General features: G+C 68.7%; 17 protein-coding genes. 8 read left to right on the top strand and 9 right to left on the bottom strand.

Annotated elements, in window-relative coordinates:
* The first annotated feature begins 62 nt into the window (after window positions 1-62).
* The 4 genes from tsaB to WS64_RS09025 are packed head-to-tail and all read left to right on the top strand — an operon-like array spanning window position 63 to window position 3,313.
* Window positions 63-830 carry a tRNA (adenosine(37)-N6)-threonylcarbamoyltransferase complex dimerization subunit type 1 TsaB gene (gene tsaB, locus WS64_RS09040; protein WP_059645332.1) on the top strand — a complete coding sequence of 256 codons (768 nt, stop codon included), beginning with the start codon at window positions 63-65 and terminating at the stop codon, window positions 828-830.
* On the top strand, window positions 827-1,327 hold the full coding sequence (gene rimI / locus WS64_RS09035; protein WP_059573676.1) for a ribosomal protein S18-alanine N-acetyltransferase: 501 nt from the start codon (window positions 827-829) through the stop codon (window positions 1,325-1,327). The genes tsaB and rimI overlap by 4 nt, the downstream gene beginning before the upstream one ends.
* The gene (locus WS64_RS09030) at window positions 1,314-2,351 is read left to right on the top strand and encodes a uracil-DNA glycosylase (RefSeq protein WP_060966283.1); all 1,038 of its coding nucleotides are present in this window, start codon (window positions 1,314-1,316) and stop codon (window positions 2,349-2,351) included. The genes rimI and WS64_RS09030 overlap by 14 nt, the downstream gene beginning before the upstream one ends.
* Complete coding sequence (locus tag WS64_RS09025) at window positions 2,348-3,313, top strand: DUF1853 family protein (protein ID WP_060966282.1); 966 nt, start codon at window positions 2,348-2,350, stop codon at window positions 3,311-3,313. Before WS64_RS09030 ends, WS64_RS09025 begins: the two co-directional genes overlap by 4 nt.
* An 18-nt stretch (window positions 3,314-3,331) precedes the next feature.
* Here WS64_RS09025 and thiD read toward each other — a convergent pair whose 3' ends face one another.
* Both thiD and lplT read right to left on the bottom strand, forming a co-directional pair.
* On the bottom strand, window positions 3,332-4,141 hold the full coding sequence (gene thiD / locus WS64_RS09020) for a bifunctional hydroxymethylpyrimidine kinase/phosphomethylpyrimidine kinase (protein ID WP_060966281.1): 810 nt from the start codon (window positions 4,139-4,141) through the stop codon (window positions 3,332-3,334).
* Window positions 4,142-4,199: 58 nt separating this feature from the next.
* Window positions 4,200-5,507, bottom strand: coding sequence for a lysophospholipid transporter LplT (gene lplT / locus WS64_RS09015; protein WP_059573680.1), 1,308 nt, complete (start codon window positions 5,505-5,507; stop codon window positions 4,200-4,202).
* 218 nt (window positions 5,508-5,725) lie between these two features.
* Here lplT and alr point away from each other — a divergent pair, with 218 nt between their 5' ends.
* The 3 genes from alr (at window position 5,726) to WS64_RS09000 (ending at window position 8,599) form a co-directional block, all read left to right on the top strand.
* Window positions 5,726-6,796 (top strand): alanine racemase, encoded by a 1,071-nt coding sequence (alr, locus tag WS64_RS09010; RefSeq protein ID WP_059645348.1) that lies wholly within the window; start codon window positions 5,726-5,728, stop codon window positions 6,794-6,796.
* Window positions 6,797-6,807: 11 nt separating this feature from the next.
* Complete coding sequence (radA, locus tag WS64_RS09005; RefSeq protein ID WP_059573682.1) at window positions 6,808-8,184, top strand: DNA repair protein RadA; 1,377 nt, start codon at window positions 6,808-6,810, stop codon at window positions 8,182-8,184.
* A gap of 148 nt (window positions 8,185-8,332) precedes the next feature.
* Window positions 8,333-8,599, top strand: a complete 267-nt coding sequence (locus WS64_RS09000; RefSeq protein WP_060966280.1) for a DUF2866 domain-containing protein — start codon at window positions 8,333-8,335, stop codon at window positions 8,597-8,599.
* Between the two features lie 202 nt (window positions 8,600-8,801).
* On the opposite strand, the gene WS64_RS08995 is transcribed toward WS64_RS09000, so the two are convergent.
* A complete protein-coding gene (locus WS64_RS08995; protein ID WP_060966279.1) occupies window positions 8,802-10,733 on the bottom strand; it encodes an ATP-binding cassette domain-containing protein in 1,932 nt (643 codons plus the stop codon).
* 136 nt (window positions 10,734-10,869) lie between these two features.
* On the opposite strand from WS64_RS08995, the gene WS64_RS08990 reads away from it, so the two are divergent.
* Window positions 10,870-11,349 carry a glutathione peroxidase gene (locus WS64_RS08990; protein WP_059573684.1) on the top strand — a complete coding sequence of 160 codons (480 nt, stop codon included), beginning with the start codon at window positions 10,870-10,872 and terminating at the stop codon, window positions 11,347-11,349.
* Window positions 11,350-11,377: 28 nt separating this feature from the next.
* Here the strand turns inward: WS64_RS08990 and cls are convergent, their stop codons facing one another.
* The 6 genes from cls to dapC form a co-directional block, all read right to left on the bottom strand.
* On the bottom strand, window positions 11,378-12,817 hold the full coding sequence (cls, locus tag WS64_RS08985; protein ID WP_060966278.1) for a cardiolipin synthase: 1,440 nt from the start codon (window positions 12,815-12,817) through the stop codon (window positions 11,378-11,380).
* 143 nt (window positions 12,818-12,960) lie between these two features.
* Window positions 12,961-13,869 carry a 50S ribosomal protein L3 N(5)-glutamine methyltransferase gene (gene prmB / locus WS64_RS08980; protein ID WP_059645359.1) on the bottom strand — a complete coding sequence of 303 codons (909 nt, stop codon included), beginning with the start codon at window positions 13,867-13,869 and terminating at the stop codon, window positions 12,961-12,963.
* An 11-nt stretch (window positions 13,870-13,880) separates the two neighbouring features.
* Entirely contained in the window at window positions 13,881-15,020 is a 1,140-nt protein-coding gene (gene dapE, locus WS64_RS08975; RefSeq protein ID WP_059573687.1) for a succinyl-diaminopimelate desuccinylase, read from the bottom strand.
* A 120-nt stretch (window positions 15,021-15,140) separates the two neighbouring features.
* Window positions 15,141-15,509, bottom strand: a complete 369-nt coding sequence (locus WS64_RS08970; RefSeq protein ID WP_034207673.1) for an ArsC family reductase — start codon at window positions 15,507-15,509, stop codon at window positions 15,141-15,143.
* The gene (gene dapD, locus WS64_RS08965; RefSeq protein ID WP_006478479.1) at window positions 15,509-16,336 is read right to left on the bottom strand and encodes a 2,3,4,5-tetrahydropyridine-2,6-dicarboxylate N-succinyltransferase; all 828 of its coding nucleotides are present in this window, start codon (window positions 16,334-16,336) and stop codon (window positions 15,509-15,511) included. The genes WS64_RS08970 and dapD overlap by 1 nt, the downstream gene beginning before the upstream one ends.
* Window positions 16,337-16,381: 45 nt before the next feature.
* Complete coding sequence (gene dapC / locus WS64_RS08960) at window positions 16,382-17,614, bottom strand: succinyldiaminopimelate transaminase (protein WP_060966277.1); 1,233 nt, start codon at window positions 17,612-17,614, stop codon at window positions 16,382-16,384.
* Between the last annotated feature and the right edge of the window lie 28 nt (window positions 17,615-17,642).

The following is a 17,642-nucleotide window of genomic DNA, read 5'->3' as shown; positions in this document are numbered from 1 at the left end:
GCGACGCCGCACGCGCGACAGATCGGGCCCGATCGCCCGTGGGAGCGGGGCGGCGCATTACAATGTCGCCCATGACGCAAACAGTGCTCCTCGCCATCGATACGTCGACCGAATACTGCTCGGTCGCGTTGCTGCGCTCGGCCCACGCCGATGACGCCGTTTCCCCCCCGCAAACCTGGGTCCGTCACGAGCTGACGGGCGCCGTGTCGAGCACGCGCGTGCTGCCGGCGATCCAGGAACTCTTCGCCGAATCCGGGCTGACGCTCGCCGACTGCGACGCGATCGCGTTCGGCGCGGGCCCGGGCTCGTTCACGGGCCTGCGGACCGCGACGGGCATTGCCCAGGGCCTCGCGTTCGGCGCCGGGCTGCCGGTCGTGCCGATCGGCACGCTGCTCGCGTGCGCCGAACATGCGCGGCTGCGTACGCCCGGTACGACCCGCGTGCTCGCCGCGCTCGACGCGCGGATGGACGAAGCCTACTGGGCGGATTTCGAATGGGACGCCGCCGCCGGCGACTGGCGCACGCGGCATCCGGCGTCGCTCGACGCACCGGGCGCCGTCGGCGTGCCCGACGCGCCGTTCACGCTCGCCGGCAATGCGGCCGCGGCGTTCGGCGCGCAATTGCCGGCCGCCGCGCGGGCGGCCTCGATCGACGGCGATGCGTTGCCGCATGCGCTGGCGGTCGCGCATGCCGCGCTGCGCGCGTTTCGCGCCGGGCGTGCGGTGCCGGCCGACCAGGCCGCGCCCGAGTACGTGCGCGACAAGGTCGCGCAGACGACGGCCGAGCGCGTCGCGGCACGAGCGGCACAGACGGGCGGGGCGAAGGGATGACGGGCGTCCTGCTGAGCGACCGCTATCTGGCGCCGATGACGGACGCCGATCTCGACGAGGTCGTCGCGATCGAGCACGTCGCGTACGAATTTCCGTGGAGCCGCGGCAACTTCGAGGATTCGTTGCGCAACGGCTATCTGGGCGTGTGCCTGCGGCACGTGACGGGGTCGCTCGTCGGCTATTGCGTGCTGATGCCCGTGATCGACGAGATGCATCTGCTGAACCTGTGCGTCGCGCCGGCCGCGCAGCACGCGGGCGCGGGCCTCGCGCTGCTGCGCGAGGCGGTGCGCATTTCGCGCGCGGAGGGGCTCGACGGCGTGCTGCTCGAAGTGCGGCCGACCAATTCGCGCGCGATTCATCTGTACGAGCGCTTCGGCTTCGTGACGATCGGCCGGCGCAAGAATTACTATCCGGCGAAGCATCGCAGCCGGGAGGACGCGATCGTGATGCGTCTGACGCTGAACAAGGACGAGGGGGACACGCATGGCGTGGGCTGAAGCGGTGCTCGAGGAACTGGGTCTCGCGCAAATCTGGGTGCGGCGCGGGCAGCGCGCGGACGAAGGCGCGGCCGCCGACGTGCCGGCCGTCGTACAGGCCGCGACGGCCGACGATGGTCACGCCGTCGCGGCCGCGCGGCCGGTGCGCGCCGCGCGGGCGCCGGTGCGGGACGATGCGCCCGCGGCCGTCGCGCATGGCGCGGCCGGCGGTGTGCCGGCTCGCGAGTCGCCGGCGGCGCACGGCGTCGTCGATCGCGATCGCCCGCCCGCGCAGGCCGCATCGACCGCATCGGCGGCATCGCCCGATACGATGCCGCCGAAGGGTGACGCGCCGCCGGCAGGTGACGACGATTTCGCGTGGTTCGACGCGGCACCGCCGGGCGAATCCGTGCCCGTGCCGGCCGTCGAATCGCGCCCCGCCGGCATGCCGGTCGCCGCGCTCGACTGGGATGCGCTGGCCGAGCGCGTGGCCGGCTGCACGCTGTGCCGCCTCTGCGAGAAGCGGACCAACACCGTATTCGGCGTCGGCGACCGCGAAGCGGACTGGATGCTGATCGGCGAAGCGCCGGGCGAGAACGAGGACAAGCAGGGCGAGCCGTTCGTCGGCCAGGCCGGCAAGCTGCTCGACAACATGCTGCAGTCGCTGTCGCTCAAGCGCGGCGACAACGTCTACATCGCGAACGTGATCAAGTGCCGGCCGCCCGGCAACCGCAATCCGGAGCCGGACGAGGTCGCGCGCTGCGAGCCGTATCTGCAGCGCCAGGTCGCGCTCGTGAAGCCGAAGCTGATCGTCGCGCTCGGCCGTTTCGCGGCGCAGACGCTGCTGAAGACGGACGCGAGCATCGCGTCGCTGCGCGGCCGCGTGCATGCTTACGAGGGCGTGCCGGTGATCGTCACGTACCACCCGGCCTACCTGTTGCGCAGCCTGCAGGACAAGGCGAAGGCATGGGCCGACCTGTGCCTCGCGCGCGACACGTTCCGGCGTGCGCAAGGCGCCGACGCGAACGGTCCGGCCGGGCCATGACGACCGGCGCGGCGTACGCGTTCGTCGATACGCTGCATGACGTCGCGGTGCGCGATCTGGGCTGGCTGCTGGCCAGCCCGAGCCTGCTCACCGCGGTACCGGGCGCGCCGCTCGCGCGCCCGTGGCCGGATGCGGCGGGCCAAGCGGCCGTCGAAGCCTGGCTTGCCGCGCTCGATGCGCACCCCGGGCCGCTGCATCGCGCGCTCGACGGGTTCCGGCCCACGCGGCTCGGCCGCTACGCCGAATGCCTGCTCGAATACTTTCTGACGCACGGGCCGGCGCTGCGGCTCGTCGCGGCCAATCTGCCGCTGCGCAGCAATGGCCGCACGCTCGGTGAAGTCGATTTTCTGGTCGATGGGCCGGACGGCCGGCGCCTGCACTGGGAACTCGCGGTGAAGTGCTATCTGTGCGCGCCGGTGCGCGACGGCGCGGCGCTCGCCGACTTCGTCGGCCCCAATCTCGTCGACCGCTTCGACCGCAAGCGCAGCCGGCTGCTCGACCACCAGTTGCGGCTCGGCCAGCACGACGCTTTTGCCCGGCTCGGCTACGGCGCGCCGTCCGACGCGCAGATGTTCATCAAGGGCTGGCTGTTCCATCCGCACGGCGCGCCGGTGTTGCCAGTATCCGCCGAAATCGCGCCGGATCACCCGCGCGGTTTCTGGCTCACGCACGCGCAGTGGCCGGCGTGGGCGGCCGCGCAGCGTGACGGCGCCGCATGGAGCGCGTTGCCGCGACTGGCGTGGCTGGCGCCGCGGCGTGCCGTCGCCGGCGCCGGTTTCGAGCCCGAGCCGCTGGCGAGCGCACCGGAGTTGCCGGCCGTGCTGGCGGCGCGCGGAGCGCCCGACCTGATCGCGATCCACGAAAGGAGCGGCGACGGCACGTGGCGCGAGACGGCGCGCGGTTTCGTCGTGCCCGACGACTGGCCGGCGCGCGCGCAGGCGTTCGCCGCACAGGATCGCTGACGCCGCGCGAGCGGCCGCTCACCACCAGCGATGAAAGTGGTGGACCGGGCCGACGCCGTGGCCGACGTCGAGGTGGGCGCTCGCGACGATTGCGCCGGTCAGGTAGGTCTTGGCTTCACGTACCGCGCTTTCGAGGTCGGGCTGCTGCGGCAGCAGCGCCGCGATCGCCGACGACAGCGTGCAGCCGGTGCCGTGCGTGTTGCTGACCGGCACGCGCGTGCCGTCGAGCCGCACGGTGCGCGTCGTTTCGACGAGCCAGTCGGGGCTCGCGGACGCGTCGGGCAGGTGGCCGCCCTTCATCAGTACGGCGCGTGCGCCCGTCTGCAGCAAGGCCCGGCCTTGCCGGACCATGTCGTCTTCGGTGGTGGCGGGCGCGTCGTTGAGCAGCGCGGCTGCCTCGGGCAGGTTCGGCGTGACGACCGTCGCAAGCGGCAGCAGCGTGTCGCGCAGCGCGTCGACGGCATCGGGCGCGAGCAGCGCGTGCGCGCTCTTCGAGATCATCACCGTGTCGAGCACGACGAAGCGCGGCGCGTAACGGCGCAGCGCGTCGGCCACCGCCTGCACGATCGCCGCGTTCGCGAGCATCCCGATCTTGACCGCATCGATGCGGATGTCGCCGAACACCGCGTCGAGCTGCGCTGTCACGAAGGCGGCGTCCGGCGCATGCACGCCCGTCACGCCGCGCGTGTTCTGCGCGGTCAGCGCGGTGATCACGCTCGCGCCATACGCGCCGAGCGCGGAAAACGTCTTCAGGTCGGCCTGGATGCCCGCGCCGCCGCCCGAATCGGAGCCGGCGATCGTCAGGATGTTGGGTATCGGATACGTCATGAGGGCAATGCGCCGGTTCGAGGCCCGGCGCCGGCGGACGGAAACGGACAGTGTAGCGTCAGTGCCGCGATTCGCCGATCAGCGCCACCGAGTCGAACTGGCGCTGGTTCGCCTGATGGCGGCGCATCACGAGCCACATCGTCAGGCAGACGAACGTGCCGAACAGCACGATCACGACGCCGACCGGCACGTCGAGCCACACGAGCACCGCATACAGGCACAGCATCACGAGCACCGACAGGTTCTCGTTGAAGTTCTGCACCGCGATCGAGTGGCCGGCCGACAGCAGCACGTGGCCGCGATGCTGCAGCAGCGCATTCATCGGCACGACGAAGTAGCCGGACAGCGCGCCGACGCCGATCAGGAAGATGTAGGCGACGATCAGATAGAACGGCAGGCGCAGGTGGCCGACATGCACGGCCCAGTGCGACGGGAACAGGTCGCGCGTGTAGAACGCCATCAGCATCACCGCGATGCCCATGATGATGCCGACGGGCAGCACGGTCAGCGACTTCTTCAGCGGGATCCGGGCGGCGGCGGCGATCGCGCCGGCCGCGACGCCGACCGCGACCACGGCCTGCAGGATCGCGCCTTCGGACAGCGACATGTTGAGCGACACCTCGGCCCACTTCAGCACGATGAACTGCAGCGTCGCGCCCGCGCCCCAGAACAGCGTCGTGACCGCGAGCGAGATCTGGCCGAGCTTGTCGCGCCAGAGCACCATGAAGCAGTCGGCGAAATCGGTGAGCAGCTTGACCGGGCCGCGCTCCTGTTTCGGATAGCGGGCGCCCGTGTCGGGAATGCGCAGGTTGAACAGAGCGGCGACCACGTAGATCGCCATGATGATCGCCATCGCCGCTTCGGCGGGCGTGCCGATCCAGGCGGGCGTGTGCGCGATCACGTGCGACGCGATGTGCGGGCTGATCAGCGCGCCGCCGAGCACGGTGCCGAGGATGATCGAACTGACGGTCGTGCCTTCGATCCAGCCGTTCGCGGCGACCAGCCGGTCGGCCGGCAGCAGCTCGGTGAGAATGCCGTACTTGGCCGGCGAGTAGGCTGCCGCGCCGAAGCCGACGATGCCGTACGCGATCAGCGGGTGGGCGCCGAACAGCATGATCAGGCAGCCGATCACCTTGATCGAGTTCGTGATGAACATCACGCGGCCCTTCGGACGCGAATCCGCGAACGCACCGACATACGCCGCCAACACCACATACGACAACACGAAGAACAGCTTCAGCAGCGGTGTCATCCAGTTGGGGGCGTGGAGATCTTTCAGCAGGGCGATGGCGGCGATGAGGAGCGCATTGTCGGCCAGCGACGAAAAAAACTGCGCGGCCATGATGGTGTAAAAACCTTTTTTCATCTGATGCGATGCTTTCGTCGCTGCGGCAGGGCCGCGTAGGCCGCCTGGTATGCGATCGGCTTATTCCGTTCGAAATGGGTTGTGCGCACGGCTTTATAACATGAAAATACGCGAATTCGGACTAGCAAGATTCCCCGATCGTTCCGCAAATTGTCGGCTTCGGTGCTCAAAAGGCGCGGTAAGCTGATGATTCGCAAGCGTCTTTACGTAAATTTCCCATGCCGCGCCCGATCTCCGCCACCATCCACACCGCCGCTCTCGCGAACAATCTCTCCGTCGTCCGCCGCTTTGCCGGCCCGTCCAAGGTCTGGGCGGTCGTCAAGGCCAACGCGTACGGCCACGGTCTCGCCCGCGTGTTTCCGGGCCTGCGCGGCACCGACGGTTTCGGCCTGCTCGACCTCGACGAGGCCGTGAAGCTGCGCGAGCTCGGCTGGGCCGGCCCGATCCTGCTGCTCGAAGGCTTCTTCCGCTCGACCGACATCGACGTGATCGACCGCTACAGCCTGACCACGACGGTGCACAACGACGAGCAGATGCGGATGCTGGAAACGGCGCGGCTGTCGAAGCCCGTCAACGTGCAGCTCAAGATGAACAGCGGGATGAACCGGCTCGGTTACGTGCCGGAGAAATACCGCGCCGCTTGGGAGCGCGCCCGCGCGTGCCCCGGCATCGGCCAGATCACGTTGATGACCCATTTTTCGGACGCGGACAACGAGCGCGGCGTCGCCGAGCAGCTCGCGACGTTCGAGCGCGGCGCGGAAAACATCGCCGGGGCGCGCAGTCTCGCGAATTCGGCGGCCGTGCTGTGGCATCCGGATACGCACTTCGACTGGGTGCGGCCGGGGATCGTGCTGTATGGGGCGTCGCCGTCCGGGCTGTCGTCCGACATCGCGGACACGGGGCTGAAGCCGGCGATGACGCTCGCGTCGGAGCTGATCGCGGTGCAGACGATCGGAAAGGGGCAGGCGATCGGCTATGGCTCGACGTTCTCCGCGCAGGCGCCGATGCGCATCGGCGTCGTCGCGTGCGGCTACGCGGACGGCTATCCGCGCGTCGCGCCGGAAGGCACGCCCGTGATCGTCGACGGCATCCGCACGCGGATCGTCGGCCGCGTGTCGATGGACATGATCACCGTCGACCTGACGCCGTGCCCGCAAGCCGGCGTCGGCGCGCGCGTCGAGCTGTGGGGCAATGCGCTGCCGATCGACGACGTCGCGCGCCATTGCGGGACGATCGGCTACGAGCTGATGTGCGCGGTCGCTGCCCGCGTGCCGGTGCGAGCGGAATAAGGGCGTCGCGCGTGGCCAAACAGAAAACCGTATACGTCTGCAGCGAGTGCGGCGGACAGACCCCGAAATGGCAGGGCCAGTGCCCGTCGTGCCAGGCGTGGAACACCCTCGTCGAATCGGTTGCCGAGTCGCCGGCCGCCCATCGTTTCCAGTCGCTCGCGAAGCGCGCGCCGGTGCAGCGCCTCGTCGACATCGAGGCCGCCGACGTACCGCGCTTCTCGACCGGCATCGGCGAATTCGACCGCGTGCTGGGCGGCGGGCTGGTGCCGGGCGGCGTCGTGCTGATCGGCGGCGATCCGGGCATCGGCAAGTCGACGCTGCTGCTGCAGTCGCTCGCGGATATCGCGAGCGAGCGGCGCGCGCTCTATATCAGCGGCGAGGAATCGGCCGCGCAGATCGCGTTGCGCGCGCAACGGCTCGCGCTGCTCGACGGCGGCGCGCCGGCGGCCGAACTGAAGCTGCTCGCCGAGATCCAGCTCGAGAAGATCCAGGCCGCGATCGATGCGGAGCGGCCGGACGTGGCCGTGATCGACTCGATCCAGACCGTCTATTCGGACGCGCTCACGTCGGCGCCCGGTTCGGTCGCGCAGGTGCGCGAATGCGCGGCGCAGCTCACGCGCATCGCGAAACAGTCGGGCACCGCGATCATCATGGTCGGGCACGTGACGAAGGAGGGCAACCTTGCCGGCCCGCGCGTGCTCGAGCACATCGTCGACACGGTGCTGTACTTCGAGGGCGACACGCATTCGTCGTTCCGGCTCGTGCGTGCGTTCAAGAACCGTTTCGGCGCGGTCAACGAGCTCGGCGTGTTCGCGATGACCGAGCGCGGGCTGCGCGGCGTAGCCAACCCGTCCGCGCTGTTCCTGTCGCAGCACGAGCAGGTCGTGCCCGGCTCGTGCGTGCTCGTCACGCAGGAAGGCACGCGCCCGTTGCTCGTCGAGATCCAGGCGCTCGTCGATACGGCGCACGTGCCGAACCCGCGCCGGCTCGCGGTCGGCCTCGAGCAGAACCGGCTCGCGATGCTGCTCGCGGTGCTGCACCGGCACGCGGGCATCGCGGCCTTCGATCAGGACGTGTTCCTCAACGCGGTGGGCGGCGTGAAGATCACCGAGCCGGCCGCCGACCTCGCGGTGCTGCTCGCGATTCACTCGTCGATGCGCAACAAGGCGCTGCCGAAAGGGCTGATCGTGTTCGGCGAGGTGGGTCTGGCGGGCGAGATCCGGCCGTCCCCGCGCGGGCAGGAGCGGCTGCGCGAAGCGGCGAAGCTCGGCTTCACGTCCGCGCTGATTCCGAAGGCGAATGCGCCGAAGCAGCCGATCGAAGGGCTGAACGTGATGGCCGTCGAGCGGCTCGAGCAGGCGATCGACCGCGTGCGCGATCTTGAATGAGCGGCCCGGCCCGTGCACGGGCCGTATCGAGCCGGGCGATCTGTCGCGTAATTCGCTGTAAAGAATATGTAGGCTGATGTAACCCGCCGGACATCGCTTTTCCCTATCCTTGGCCGGATTGTCGAACCGCGCAATGCGAAGGGAACCTATGTTGAAATCGTATGGGGAAGCGCCTGGCGGACGCCTTTACAACCTGCGCGGCTGCCGCGTGTCGGAGCCGATCCGCCAGCCGTGGGGTGGCGGATGCCGGATCGTCGAATGGATCGACGAAGAAGGGCGGCTGGCGCGCAAGGTCGTGTCCGAGGACGTGACGGAAGCGGAAGTCGCCGCGGCGATCCGCCGGCCGATCAAAGGGCGCCGGCACCTGATGAGCGACGACGAGCAGATGCCGCGCGACACGCTGCCGCGCCGCTGAGCGGATGGTGCGGCGGGCATAAGGGCCGGCCGATGCAGCCGCGTCGAACGCAGCCGTGACAAAGAGGCCGGGCCGGCGCGCCCGGCCTCATCGTTTCCGGGGGCGGGGCGCGGCCAGGCGGGTTCGTGGGGCGTCGACACCCCGACCGCCGCGGCGTACCCGCCGCCGCTGAAGGGATCGGCTGACGACGCCCGCGCCGCGTTCAGCCGATCTGCTCGAGTTCTTCCTGCACGGCGAGCCAGTCGGCCTCGACCGTCTCGAGCCGAGTCGTGACTTCGCCGAGCTTGCGGATCGCGTCGGTCAGCTCCGTCTTGCGCGCGGCCTCGTAGCTCGCCGGATCGGCGACGAACGCGTCGAGGCGCGCTTTCTCCGCGTGCAGCGTTTCCATTTCCTTTTCGAGCTTCGTGATGCGGTTCTGCAGCGGCTTTTTCAGTTGCGACAGCCGCTGGCGCTCCTCGGCGGCCTGGCGTTTCTGATCCTTGCGGTTGACGCCCGGATCGGCGCCCGCGGCTGCCGCGCTGTCGGCCTTCGCGGCCGCGCGTTGCTCGGCCGCATGCTGCAGCAGCCAGTCGCGGTAGTCGTCGAGGTCGCCGTCGAACGGCTGCAGCCGGTGCTTCGCAACCAGCATGAACTGGTCGGTCGTCGCGCGCAGCAGGTGGCGATCGTGCGACACGAGGATCAGCGTGCCTTCGAATTGCGCGAGCGCCATCGTCAGCGCGTGGCGCGTTTCGAGGTCGAGGTGGTTCGTCGGTTCGTCGAGCAGCAGCAGGTTCGGCTTTTGCCAGATGATCAGCGCCAGCGCGAGGCGGGCTTTCTCGCCGCCCGAGAACGGCCCGACCGGGCTGGTCGCCATGTCGCCCGAGAAATTGAAGCCGCCGAGGAAGTCGCGCAATTCCTGTTCGCGCGTGTCGGGTGCGAGCCGCGCCAGGTGCGCGAGCGGCGAATCGTCCTCGCGCAGCGTTTCGAGCTGGTGCTGCGCGAAATAGCCGATCGTCAGCCCCTTGCCGTCGCGCACGTGCCCGGACAGCGGCGCGAGCGTGCCGGCCAGCGTCTTGATCAGCGTTGACTTGCCTTGGCCGTTCGCACCGAGCAGGCCGATGCGCTGGCCGTTCTGGATCGACAGCGCGACGCGCTCGACGATCGGGATGTCCGTTCCGTCGTCGGCGTGGTAGCCGCAGCGGACGTCCTCCATCACCATCATCGGGTTCGGCGCGGCGTCGGGCGTGCGGAATTCGAACGTGAACGGCGACGCGATGTGCGCGGGCGCGATCAGCTCCATCTTCTCGAGCGCCTTCATCCGGCTTTGCGCCTGCTTGGCCTTGGTCGCCTTGGCCTTGAAGCGGTCGACGAAGCTCTGCAGGTGCTCGATCGTCTTCTGCTGCTTTTCGTAGGCGCTTTGCTGCAGCGCCAGTTGCTGCGCGCGCAGCACCTCGAACTGCGAGTAGTTGCCGCCGTAGCGCTTCACCTGGCGATTTTCCAGATGCAGCGTGACGTTGCAGATCGAATCGAGGAATTCGCGATCGTGCGAGATCACGACGAGCGTGCCGGCGTAGCGGTGCAGCCAGTCTTCGAGCCAGACGATCGCGTCGAGGTCGAGGTGGTTCGTCGGTTCGTCGAGCAGCAGCAGATCGGAGCGGCACATCAGCGCCTGCGCGAGGTTCAGGCGCATGCGCCAGCCGCCGGAGAAGCTCGCGACGGATTCGCGCGTTTGCGCGAGCGTGAAGCCGAGGCCGAGCAGCAGCGCTTCGGCGCGGGCCGGCGCGGTGTAGCCGTCGGCATCGGCGAACGCCGCGTGCGCGTCGGCTTCGGCCGCGCCGTCATGCGCGGCCGACGCGGCGGCGATGCGCGCCTCGATCTCGCGCAGCGCGGTGTCGCCGTCGAGCGTGTAGTCGAGCGCCGAGCGGTCGACCGCGGGCGTTTCCTGCGACACGTGGGCGATCCGCCACGACGGCGGCATCGAGAAATCGCCTCCGTCGGAATGCAGCTCGCCGCGCAGGACGGAAAACAGCGTCGACTTGCCGGCGCCGTTCGCGCCGATCAGGCCGGCTTTCTCGCCGGGATTGAGCACGAACGAGGCCGACTCGAACAGCGGCTTGGTGCCGCGCGCAAGGCTGAACTGATTGAAACGGATCACGGCGGAAATGGCTGGCCAAAACCGCTATTCTAGACTGCGCGCCGCGTGCGCCGGGCATCGGCCGATCGGCGGATGCCGCCACGGCGCAATTTAGCCTAGACTCCACGTCGATCCGGTTTCGTAAAAGGAGTGCCCGATGTCCACCCTGTATTCGTTCAGCGCGGAGACGCTCGCCGGTGCGCCGGTATCGCTCGACGCGTATCGCGGCAAGGTGCTGCTGATCGTCAATACCGCGAGCGAGTGCGGTTTCACGCCGCAGTACGCTGGGCTGCAGAAGCTGTACGACCAGTACGCGGCGCGCGGCTTCTTCGTGCTCGGCTTCCCGTGCAACCAGTTCGGCAGGCAGGAGCCGGGCGACGCCGCGCAGATCGGCGCGTTCTGCGAACGCAACTACGGCGTCACGTTCCCGATGTTCGCGAAGATCGACGTGAAGGGCGACCATGCGCATCCGCTGTATCGCTACCTGACCGACGAGGCGCCCGGCATTCTCGGCCTCAAGGCGATCAAGTGGAATTTCACCAAATTCCTGATCGACCGCGAAGGGCGCATCGTCAAGCGCTATGCGCCGTCCACCAAGCCCGACGAAATCGCCGCGGACATCGACAAGCTGCTGTGACGGCGACGCGCGGCATGCGCAGCGGCCGTTACAGGATAGGCGCGAACAGCCGCGCGACGTGCATCGCGATGCGCCGCCAGGCGGGCGATTTCCGGTATTCGTCGGCATCGACCTCGTACGCCTGCGCGAAGTCGGCATCGAGCATCGCTTCCACTTCGTCGGCGAACGCGCGATCGACGGTCATGACCATGACCTCGAAATTGAGGCGGAACGAGCGGTTGTCGAGATTCGCGCTGCCGACCGCCGCCGCGATGCGGTCGATCAGCACGACCTTCTGGTGCAGGAAGCCGGGCCGGTAGCGGAACACCTTCACGCCCGCATCGACGAGCTCGCGTGCGTAAAGCTTCGACGCCTCGAACACGACGTAGTGATCGCGCCGGCTCGGGATCAGGATGCGCACGTCGACGCCGCGCATCACGGCGAGCTTCAGCGCGCAGACCACGGCTTCGTCGGGAACGAGGTACGGCGTGGTGATCCAGACCCGTTCGCGGGCGGCATTGATCGATTCGACGAAGAACAGCGAGCCGGTTTCCTGCTTGTCGGCGGGCCCCATCGGCACCGCGAGGCAATGCATGCCGTCGCCAGGCTGCGCGGACGGCGGCAGCGCGATGGGCGGCAGCTTCTGCGTCGCCCAGTGCCAGTCTTCGGCGAACACGTATTGAATACTCGCCACCACGGGGCCGCGGATCTCGATATGGGTGTCGCGCCATGGCGACAGCCGCGAATTCGCGCCGAGATATTCGACGCCGATGTTGTGGCCGCCGACGAACGCGCGATTGCCGTCGACGACGACGATCTTGCGGTGGTTGCGGAAGTTCAGCTGGAAGCGGTTGACGAATTTCCGGTTGGTCGCGAACGGATGGACCTCGACGCCGCCCCGGCGCAACGCGTCGACGTAGCGGTGCGGCAGGTCGAAGCTGCCGATGCTGTCGTACAGCACGCAGCAGCGCACGCCGGCCGCCGCACGCGCGAGCAGCGAGTCGCGCAGCATCCGGCCGAGCGCATCGTCGCGCACGATGAAGAACTGGACGAGCACGTAGTCGCGCGCGGCGTCGATCGCCGCCAGGATGGCCGAGAACGTCGCGTCGCCGTTGACGAGCGTGCGCACCGAATTGCCGCCGAGGAACGGCATGCCGCCGAGCCGCGTGAGCGCGAGCACGGCGGCCTGTCCCAGCGCGTCCGCGGCCGGCCCGTCGGTCGCGTCGGCGGTGCGCCACGGCGAGCGAGGTGTGTGCGTGCGCAACATTTCGAGCTCGTGGCGCCGGGCGTCGACGTAGCCGGAGAATTTGCTGCGGCCGAGGAACAGGTACGGAACGAGCGTCAGGTACGGCATGGCTGTGAGCGAGACGGCCCACGCGATCGCGCCTTGCGACGTGCGCGTGTTCATGATTGCGTGGCACGCCGCGACGATCCCGAGCACGTGGATGATCAGGATCAGGGTGCCGAGATGTAGCCAGTCGAGGGTCATGAGCGCGTAAAGAACTGCCGGGGTGCTGCCGGGAGAGCTCCCGAAGGGATTCCGCAGGTCGTGCGGCCGGGCGGCCGCCTACGCGCATCTTACCCAACCGTGCGGCGCAACGGTGCGCCGCACGGCGGGTGGCCCGCACACGCTCAGGCCTTGCGCGGCAGGTCCGATGCCTGGATCAGGAACACCGCGTCGTCGCCCGCGCTGGTGGGCAGCCACGTGAGCTCGAGGCCGCCGAACGCCGCTTCGACGTTCTCGCGTTCGTTGCCGATCTCGACGACGAGCACGCCGTCGTCGTGCAGCCAGCGGTGCGCTTCGGCGACGATGCGTCGCACGATGTCCATCCCGTCGTCGCCGCCGGCGAGCGCCATTTCCGGCTCGTGCCGGTATTCGGGCGGCAGCGCGGCCATCGACGTGGCATTGACGTACGGCGGGTTCGTCAGGATCACGTCGTAGCGCGAGCCGGGATCGGTGCGGAACGCGGGCAGCGGGGCGTAGAGGTCGCCGCGGTGCAGCCCGATGCGGTCTTCGAGGCCGTAGTCGCGCACGTTGATTGCCGCGACTTCGAGCGCCTTGTCCGACAGGTCGACCGCGTCGATCTCCGCGTTCGGGAACGCGCTCGCCGCGAGGATCGCGAGGCAGCCGGAGCCGGTGCACAGTTCGAGCACCGCGCCAACCTGCTCGGGATCGGCGACATACGGCTGCAGCCCGTCGTCGAGCAGTTCGCCGATGAACGAGCGCGGCACGATCACGCGTTCGTCGACGTAGAAGCGGTGGCCGTGCATCCACGCTTCGTGCGTGAGGTACGCGGCCGGTACGCGATCGGTCGCGCGTCGTTCGATCACCGCGAGCACGGCCGCGATTTCGTCGGGCAAGAGGCGCGCGTCGAGGAACGGCTCGAGCGTGTCGAGCGGCAGGTCGAGCGTATGCAGCACGAGGTAGGCCGCTTCGTCGTACGCGTTGTCGGAACCGTGGCCGAACGCGAGCTTCGCTTTCGAGAAGCGCGTGACCGCGTAGCGCAGCAGGTCGCGGACCGTGGCAAAAGGTGTCGTCATGCGAGGCTCCGTCAGGCGATCAGTTGTTCGAGCACGCGTCGGTACACGTTCTTCAGCGGGTCGACGAAGCGCAGCTCGATGTGCTCGTCGATCTTGTGGATGCTGCCGTTCGGCGGGCCGAACTCGATCACCTGCGGGCAGATGCGCGCGATGAAGCGGCCGTCCGACGTGCCGCCCGTCGTCGACAGCTCGGTCGTGATGCCGGTCTCGGCGCGGATCGCGTTTTCCAGCGCGCCCGACAGTTCGCCGCGCGGCGTGAGGAACGGCAGGCCGCTCACCGACCACTTCAGCGTGTATTCGAGGCCGTGCTTGTCGAGGATCGCATGCACGCGGGCCTGCAGGCCCTCGACCGTGCTCGCGGTCGAGAAGCGGAAGTTGAACAGCAGGTCGGCGTGGCCGGGGATCACGTTGGTCGCGCCGGTGCCGGCGTGCAGGTTCGACACCTGCCAGGTGGTCGGCGGGAAGTATTCGTTGCCGGCGTCCCACTGCTCGGCGGCGAGCTCGGCGAGCGCCGGCGCGAGCAGGTGGATCGGGTTCTTCGCGAGGTGCGGATACGCGATGTGGCCCTGCACGCCCTTGACGACCAGTTCGCCGGACATCGAGCCGCGGCGGCCGTTCTTGACGACGTCGCCGAGCTCGGCGGTCGACGTCGGTTCGCCGACGATGCAGTAGTCGAGCCGCTCGCCGCGTGCCTGCAGCAGCTCGACGACCTTCACGGTGCCGTCGGTGGCCGGGCCTTCCTCGTCGCTCGTGATCAGGAACGCGATCGCGCCGCGGTGGCCTGGATGGGCCGCGACGAATTCCTCGGACGCGACGACGAACGCCGCGAGCGACGTCTTCATGTCGGCCGCGCCGCGGCCGTACAGCTTGCCGTCGCGATGGGCGGGGATGAACGGCGGCGAGGTCCACTGTTCGAGCGGGCCGGTCGGCACGACGTCGGTGTGACCCGCGAACGCGAGCAGCTTGCCGTCGCGGCCGTCGGTGCCGCGCTTGACGGCCCACAGGTTGGTCACGCCGTGCGACGCGATGGTCTCGCATTCGAAGCCGAGCGCGGCGAGGCGCTCGGTCATGATCTGCTGGCAGTGCTGGTCGTCGGGCGTCACGGACGCGCGGGCGATCAGCTGTTCGGTAAGGGCTAGGGTGGCGGACATGGTTCGGACCACTTTCGATAAAAAATGCCGGCGCGGTGGCCGGCAGCGACAGGGCGTCGGGCCAGCGCAAGCCCGTTATTAGCGTGAACAGGCCCGCCCGCAGGCGCGGCGCGGGCAGCCCTATGCGGCAAACAGCGCCGCGTATTGGTCGGCCGCGAAGCCGAGCGATTTCACGCGGCCGTTGACGACGAGCACGGGGCGCTTGATGACCGACGGCTTGTGGATCATCAGCGCGACCGCGCCGGTCTTCGTTTCGGCGGCCGCCTTCATCGCGTCGTCCAGGCCGCGCCACGTCGTGCCGCGCTTGTTCACGAGCGCGTCGAGCGACACGTCCTTCAGCCAGTCTTCGATCAGCGGCGCGCTGACGCCGAGCTTCTTGAAATCGTGGAACTCGAATTCGACGCCGTGATCGTCGAGCCACACGCGGGCCTTCTTCACGGTGTCGCAGTTCGGAATGCCGTAGACGACCACGGTGTGCGGCTTCGCCATCAGTCGCCTCGCAGCAGCTCGTTCAGGCCGACCTTCGCACGCGTCTTCGCGTCGACCTTCTTGACGATTACCGCGCAGTACAGGCTGTGCGAGCCGTCCTTCGACGGCAGGTTGCCGGCGACGACGACCGAGCCGGCCGGGATGCGGCCGTAGCTGACTTCGCCCGTCTCGCGATCGTAGATCTTCGTGCTCTGGCCGAGGTACACGCCCATCGAGATCACCGAGTTTTCCTCGACGATCACGCCTTCGACGACTTCCGAGCGCGCGCCGATGAAGCAGTTGTCCTCGATGATGACCGGGTTCGCCTGCAGCGGCTCGAGCACGCCGCCGATCCCGACGCCGCCCGACAGGTGCACGTTCTTGCCGATCTGCGCGCACGAACCGACCGTCGCCCACGTGTCGACCATCGTGCCTTCGTCGACGTACGCGCCGATGTTGGTGTACGACGGCATCAGCACGACGTTCTTCGCGATGAACGAGCCGCGGCGCGCGATGGCCGGCGGCACGACGCGGAAGCCGCCCGCGGCGAAATCCTCGGCCGTGTAGTTCGCGAACTTCGACGGCACCTTGTCGTAGAACTGCGAGTAGCCGCCGGCCGGCATCGGCGCGTTGTCCTCCAGGCGGAACGACAGCAGCACGGCCTTCTTCAGCCACTGGTGGACCGTCCAGTTGCCGTCGATTTTCTCGGCGACGCGCAGCGCGCCCTTGTCGAGTTGCTCGATCGCGTGAGCGACGGCCTCGCGGACGTCGGCGGGCGCGGCCTTCGGCGACAGCTCGGCGCGGTTTTCCCAGGCGGTATCGATGATTTGCTGAAGTTGTTGCGACATGTTCGTTTTCGCAGGAGATGGATGGAATTGATCGGGATGGACGTCTTACCGCGGGAGAGCCCGGCAGAAATCGACGATGCGTTGCGCGCCCTCGACGCATTCGGGGGTGCCCGCGACGAGCGCGATCCGGATGAAATCGCGGCCCGGGTTCGTGCCGTGCGCATCGCGCGCGAGGTACGAGCCGGGCAGAACCGTCACATTATAGTCGGCGTACAGGCGGCGGGCGAACTCGGTGTCCGACAGGCCGGTGCGCGACACGTTGGCCCACAGGTAGAACGCGGCGTCGGGCAGTTTCACGTCGATCACGTCGGCGAGCATTGGCGTGACCGTATCGAACTTCTGCCGGTACAGCGCGCGGTTCTCGCGCACGTGCGCCTCGTCGTTCCACGCGGCGATGCTCGCGTGCTGCCACACCGGCGACAGCGCGGCGCCGTGATACGTGCGGTACAGCAGGAATTTCCTGAGCAGCGCGGCGTCGCCGGCGACGAAGCCCGAGCGCATGCCCGGCACGTTGGAGCGCTTCGACAGGCTCGACAGCATCACGAGGCGCTCGAAGCCGCGGCCGAGGCGGTGCGCGGCCTCGAGGCCGCCGAGCGGGGGCGCCGCTTCGTCGAAATAGATTTCCGAGTAGCACTCGTCGGACGCGATCACGAAACCGTGGCGGTCGGACAGCGCGAACAGCTCGCGCCAGTCGTCGAGCGTCAGCACGGCGCCTGTCGGGTTGCCCGGCGAGCACACGTACAGCAGCTGCGTGCGCGCCCACACGTCGTCGGGCACGGCCGCGTAGTCGCACGCGAAGTTGCGGGCCGGGTCGCTGTTCGCGAAATAGGGTTCGGCACCGGCCAGGAGCGCCGCGCCTTCGTAAATTTGATAGAAAGGATTCGGACAGAGTACGATCGCCTTCTTGCCGTCCGCGGTCGTGCGCGCGTCGATCACGGTCTGCGCGAGCGAGAACAGCGCCTCGCGCGAGCCCGACACCGGCAGCACCTGCGTGGCCGGATCGACGGCCGGCAGCCCGTAGCGGCGCTCGAGCCAGCGTGCGATCGACGTGCGCAGCGCGTCCGAGCCGGCGGTGGCCGGATACGACGCAAGGCCGTCGAGCGCGGCCACCACGGCGTCGCGAATCAGCGCCGGCGTCGCGTGTTTGGGCTCGCCGATGCCGAAGCTGATCGGTTTGAGGTCGCCGGAAGGCGTCACGTCCTTGAACAGGGCGCGCAGCTTTTCGAAGGGATAGGGCTGGAGCGAGTCGAGTCGAGGGTTCACGGGCGAAGCGGCCATCGCGGCCGGTTGGAGCGAAAGAAGCGGC

The organism is Burkholderia anthina (assembly GCF_001547525.1).
GTDB lineage: Bacteria > Pseudomonadota > Gammaproteobacteria > Burkholderiales > Burkholderiaceae > Burkholderia > Burkholderia semiarida.
This window is presented reverse-complemented; position numbering and strand designations above follow the sequence as displayed.

Excerpts from the sequence above, each read along its gene's own strand:
- prmB (WP_059645359.1), bottom strand. The coding sequence starts at position 13,869 with ATGACGACACCTTTTGCCACGGTCCGCGACCTGCTGCGCTACGCGGTC.
- WS64_RS08990 (WP_059573684.1), top strand. The coding sequence starts at position 10,870 with ATGTCCACCCTGTATTCGTTCAGCGCGGAGACGCTCGCCGGTGCGCCG.
- dapD (WP_006478479.1), bottom strand. The coding sequence starts at position 16,336 with ATGTCGCAACAACTTCAGCAAATCATCGATACCGCCTGGGAAAACCGC.
- tsaB (WP_059645332.1), top strand. The coding sequence starts at position 63 with ATGTCGCCCATGACGCAAACAGTGCTCCTCGCCATCGATACGTCGACC.
- alr (WP_059645348.1), top strand. The coding sequence starts at position 5,726 with ATGCCGCGCCCGATCTCCGCCACCATCCACACCGCCGCTCTCGCGAAC.
- lplT (WP_059573680.1), bottom strand. The coding sequence starts at position 5,507 with ATGAAAAAAGGTTTTTACACCATCATGGCCGCGCAGTTTTTTTCGTCG.
- WS64_RS09000 (WP_060966280.1), top strand. The coding sequence starts at position 8,333 with ATGTTGAAATCGTATGGGGAAGCGCCTGGCGGACGCCTTTACAACCTG.
- dapC (WP_060966277.1), bottom strand. The coding sequence starts at position 17,614 with ATGGCCGCTTCGCCCGTGAACCCTCGACTCGACTCGCTCCAGCCCTAT.
- cls (WP_060966278.1), bottom strand. The coding sequence starts at position 12,817 with ATGACCCTCGACTGGCTACATCTCGGCACCCTGATCCTGATCATCCAC.
- rimI (WP_059573676.1), top strand. The coding sequence starts at position 827 with ATGACGGGCGTCCTGCTGAGCGACCGCTATCTGGCGCCGATGACGGAC.
- dapE (WP_059573687.1), bottom strand. The coding sequence starts at position 15,020 with ATGTCCGCCACCCTAGCCCTTACCGAACAGCTGATCGCCCGCGCGTCC.
- WS64_RS09025 (WP_060966282.1), top strand. The coding sequence starts at position 2,348 with ATGACGACCGGCGCGGCGTACGCGTTCGTCGATACGCTGCATGACGTC.
- WS64_RS08970 (WP_034207673.1), bottom strand. The coding sequence starts at position 15,509 with ATGGCGAAGCCGCACACCGTGGTCGTCTACGGCATTCCGAACTGCGAC.
- WS64_RS09030 (WP_060966283.1), top strand. The coding sequence starts at position 1,314 with ATGGCGTGGGCTGAAGCGGTGCTCGAGGAACTGGGTCTCGCGCAAATC.
- thiD (WP_060966281.1), bottom strand. The coding sequence starts at position 4,141 with ATGACGTATCCGATACCCAACATCCTGACGATCGCCGGCTCCGATTCG.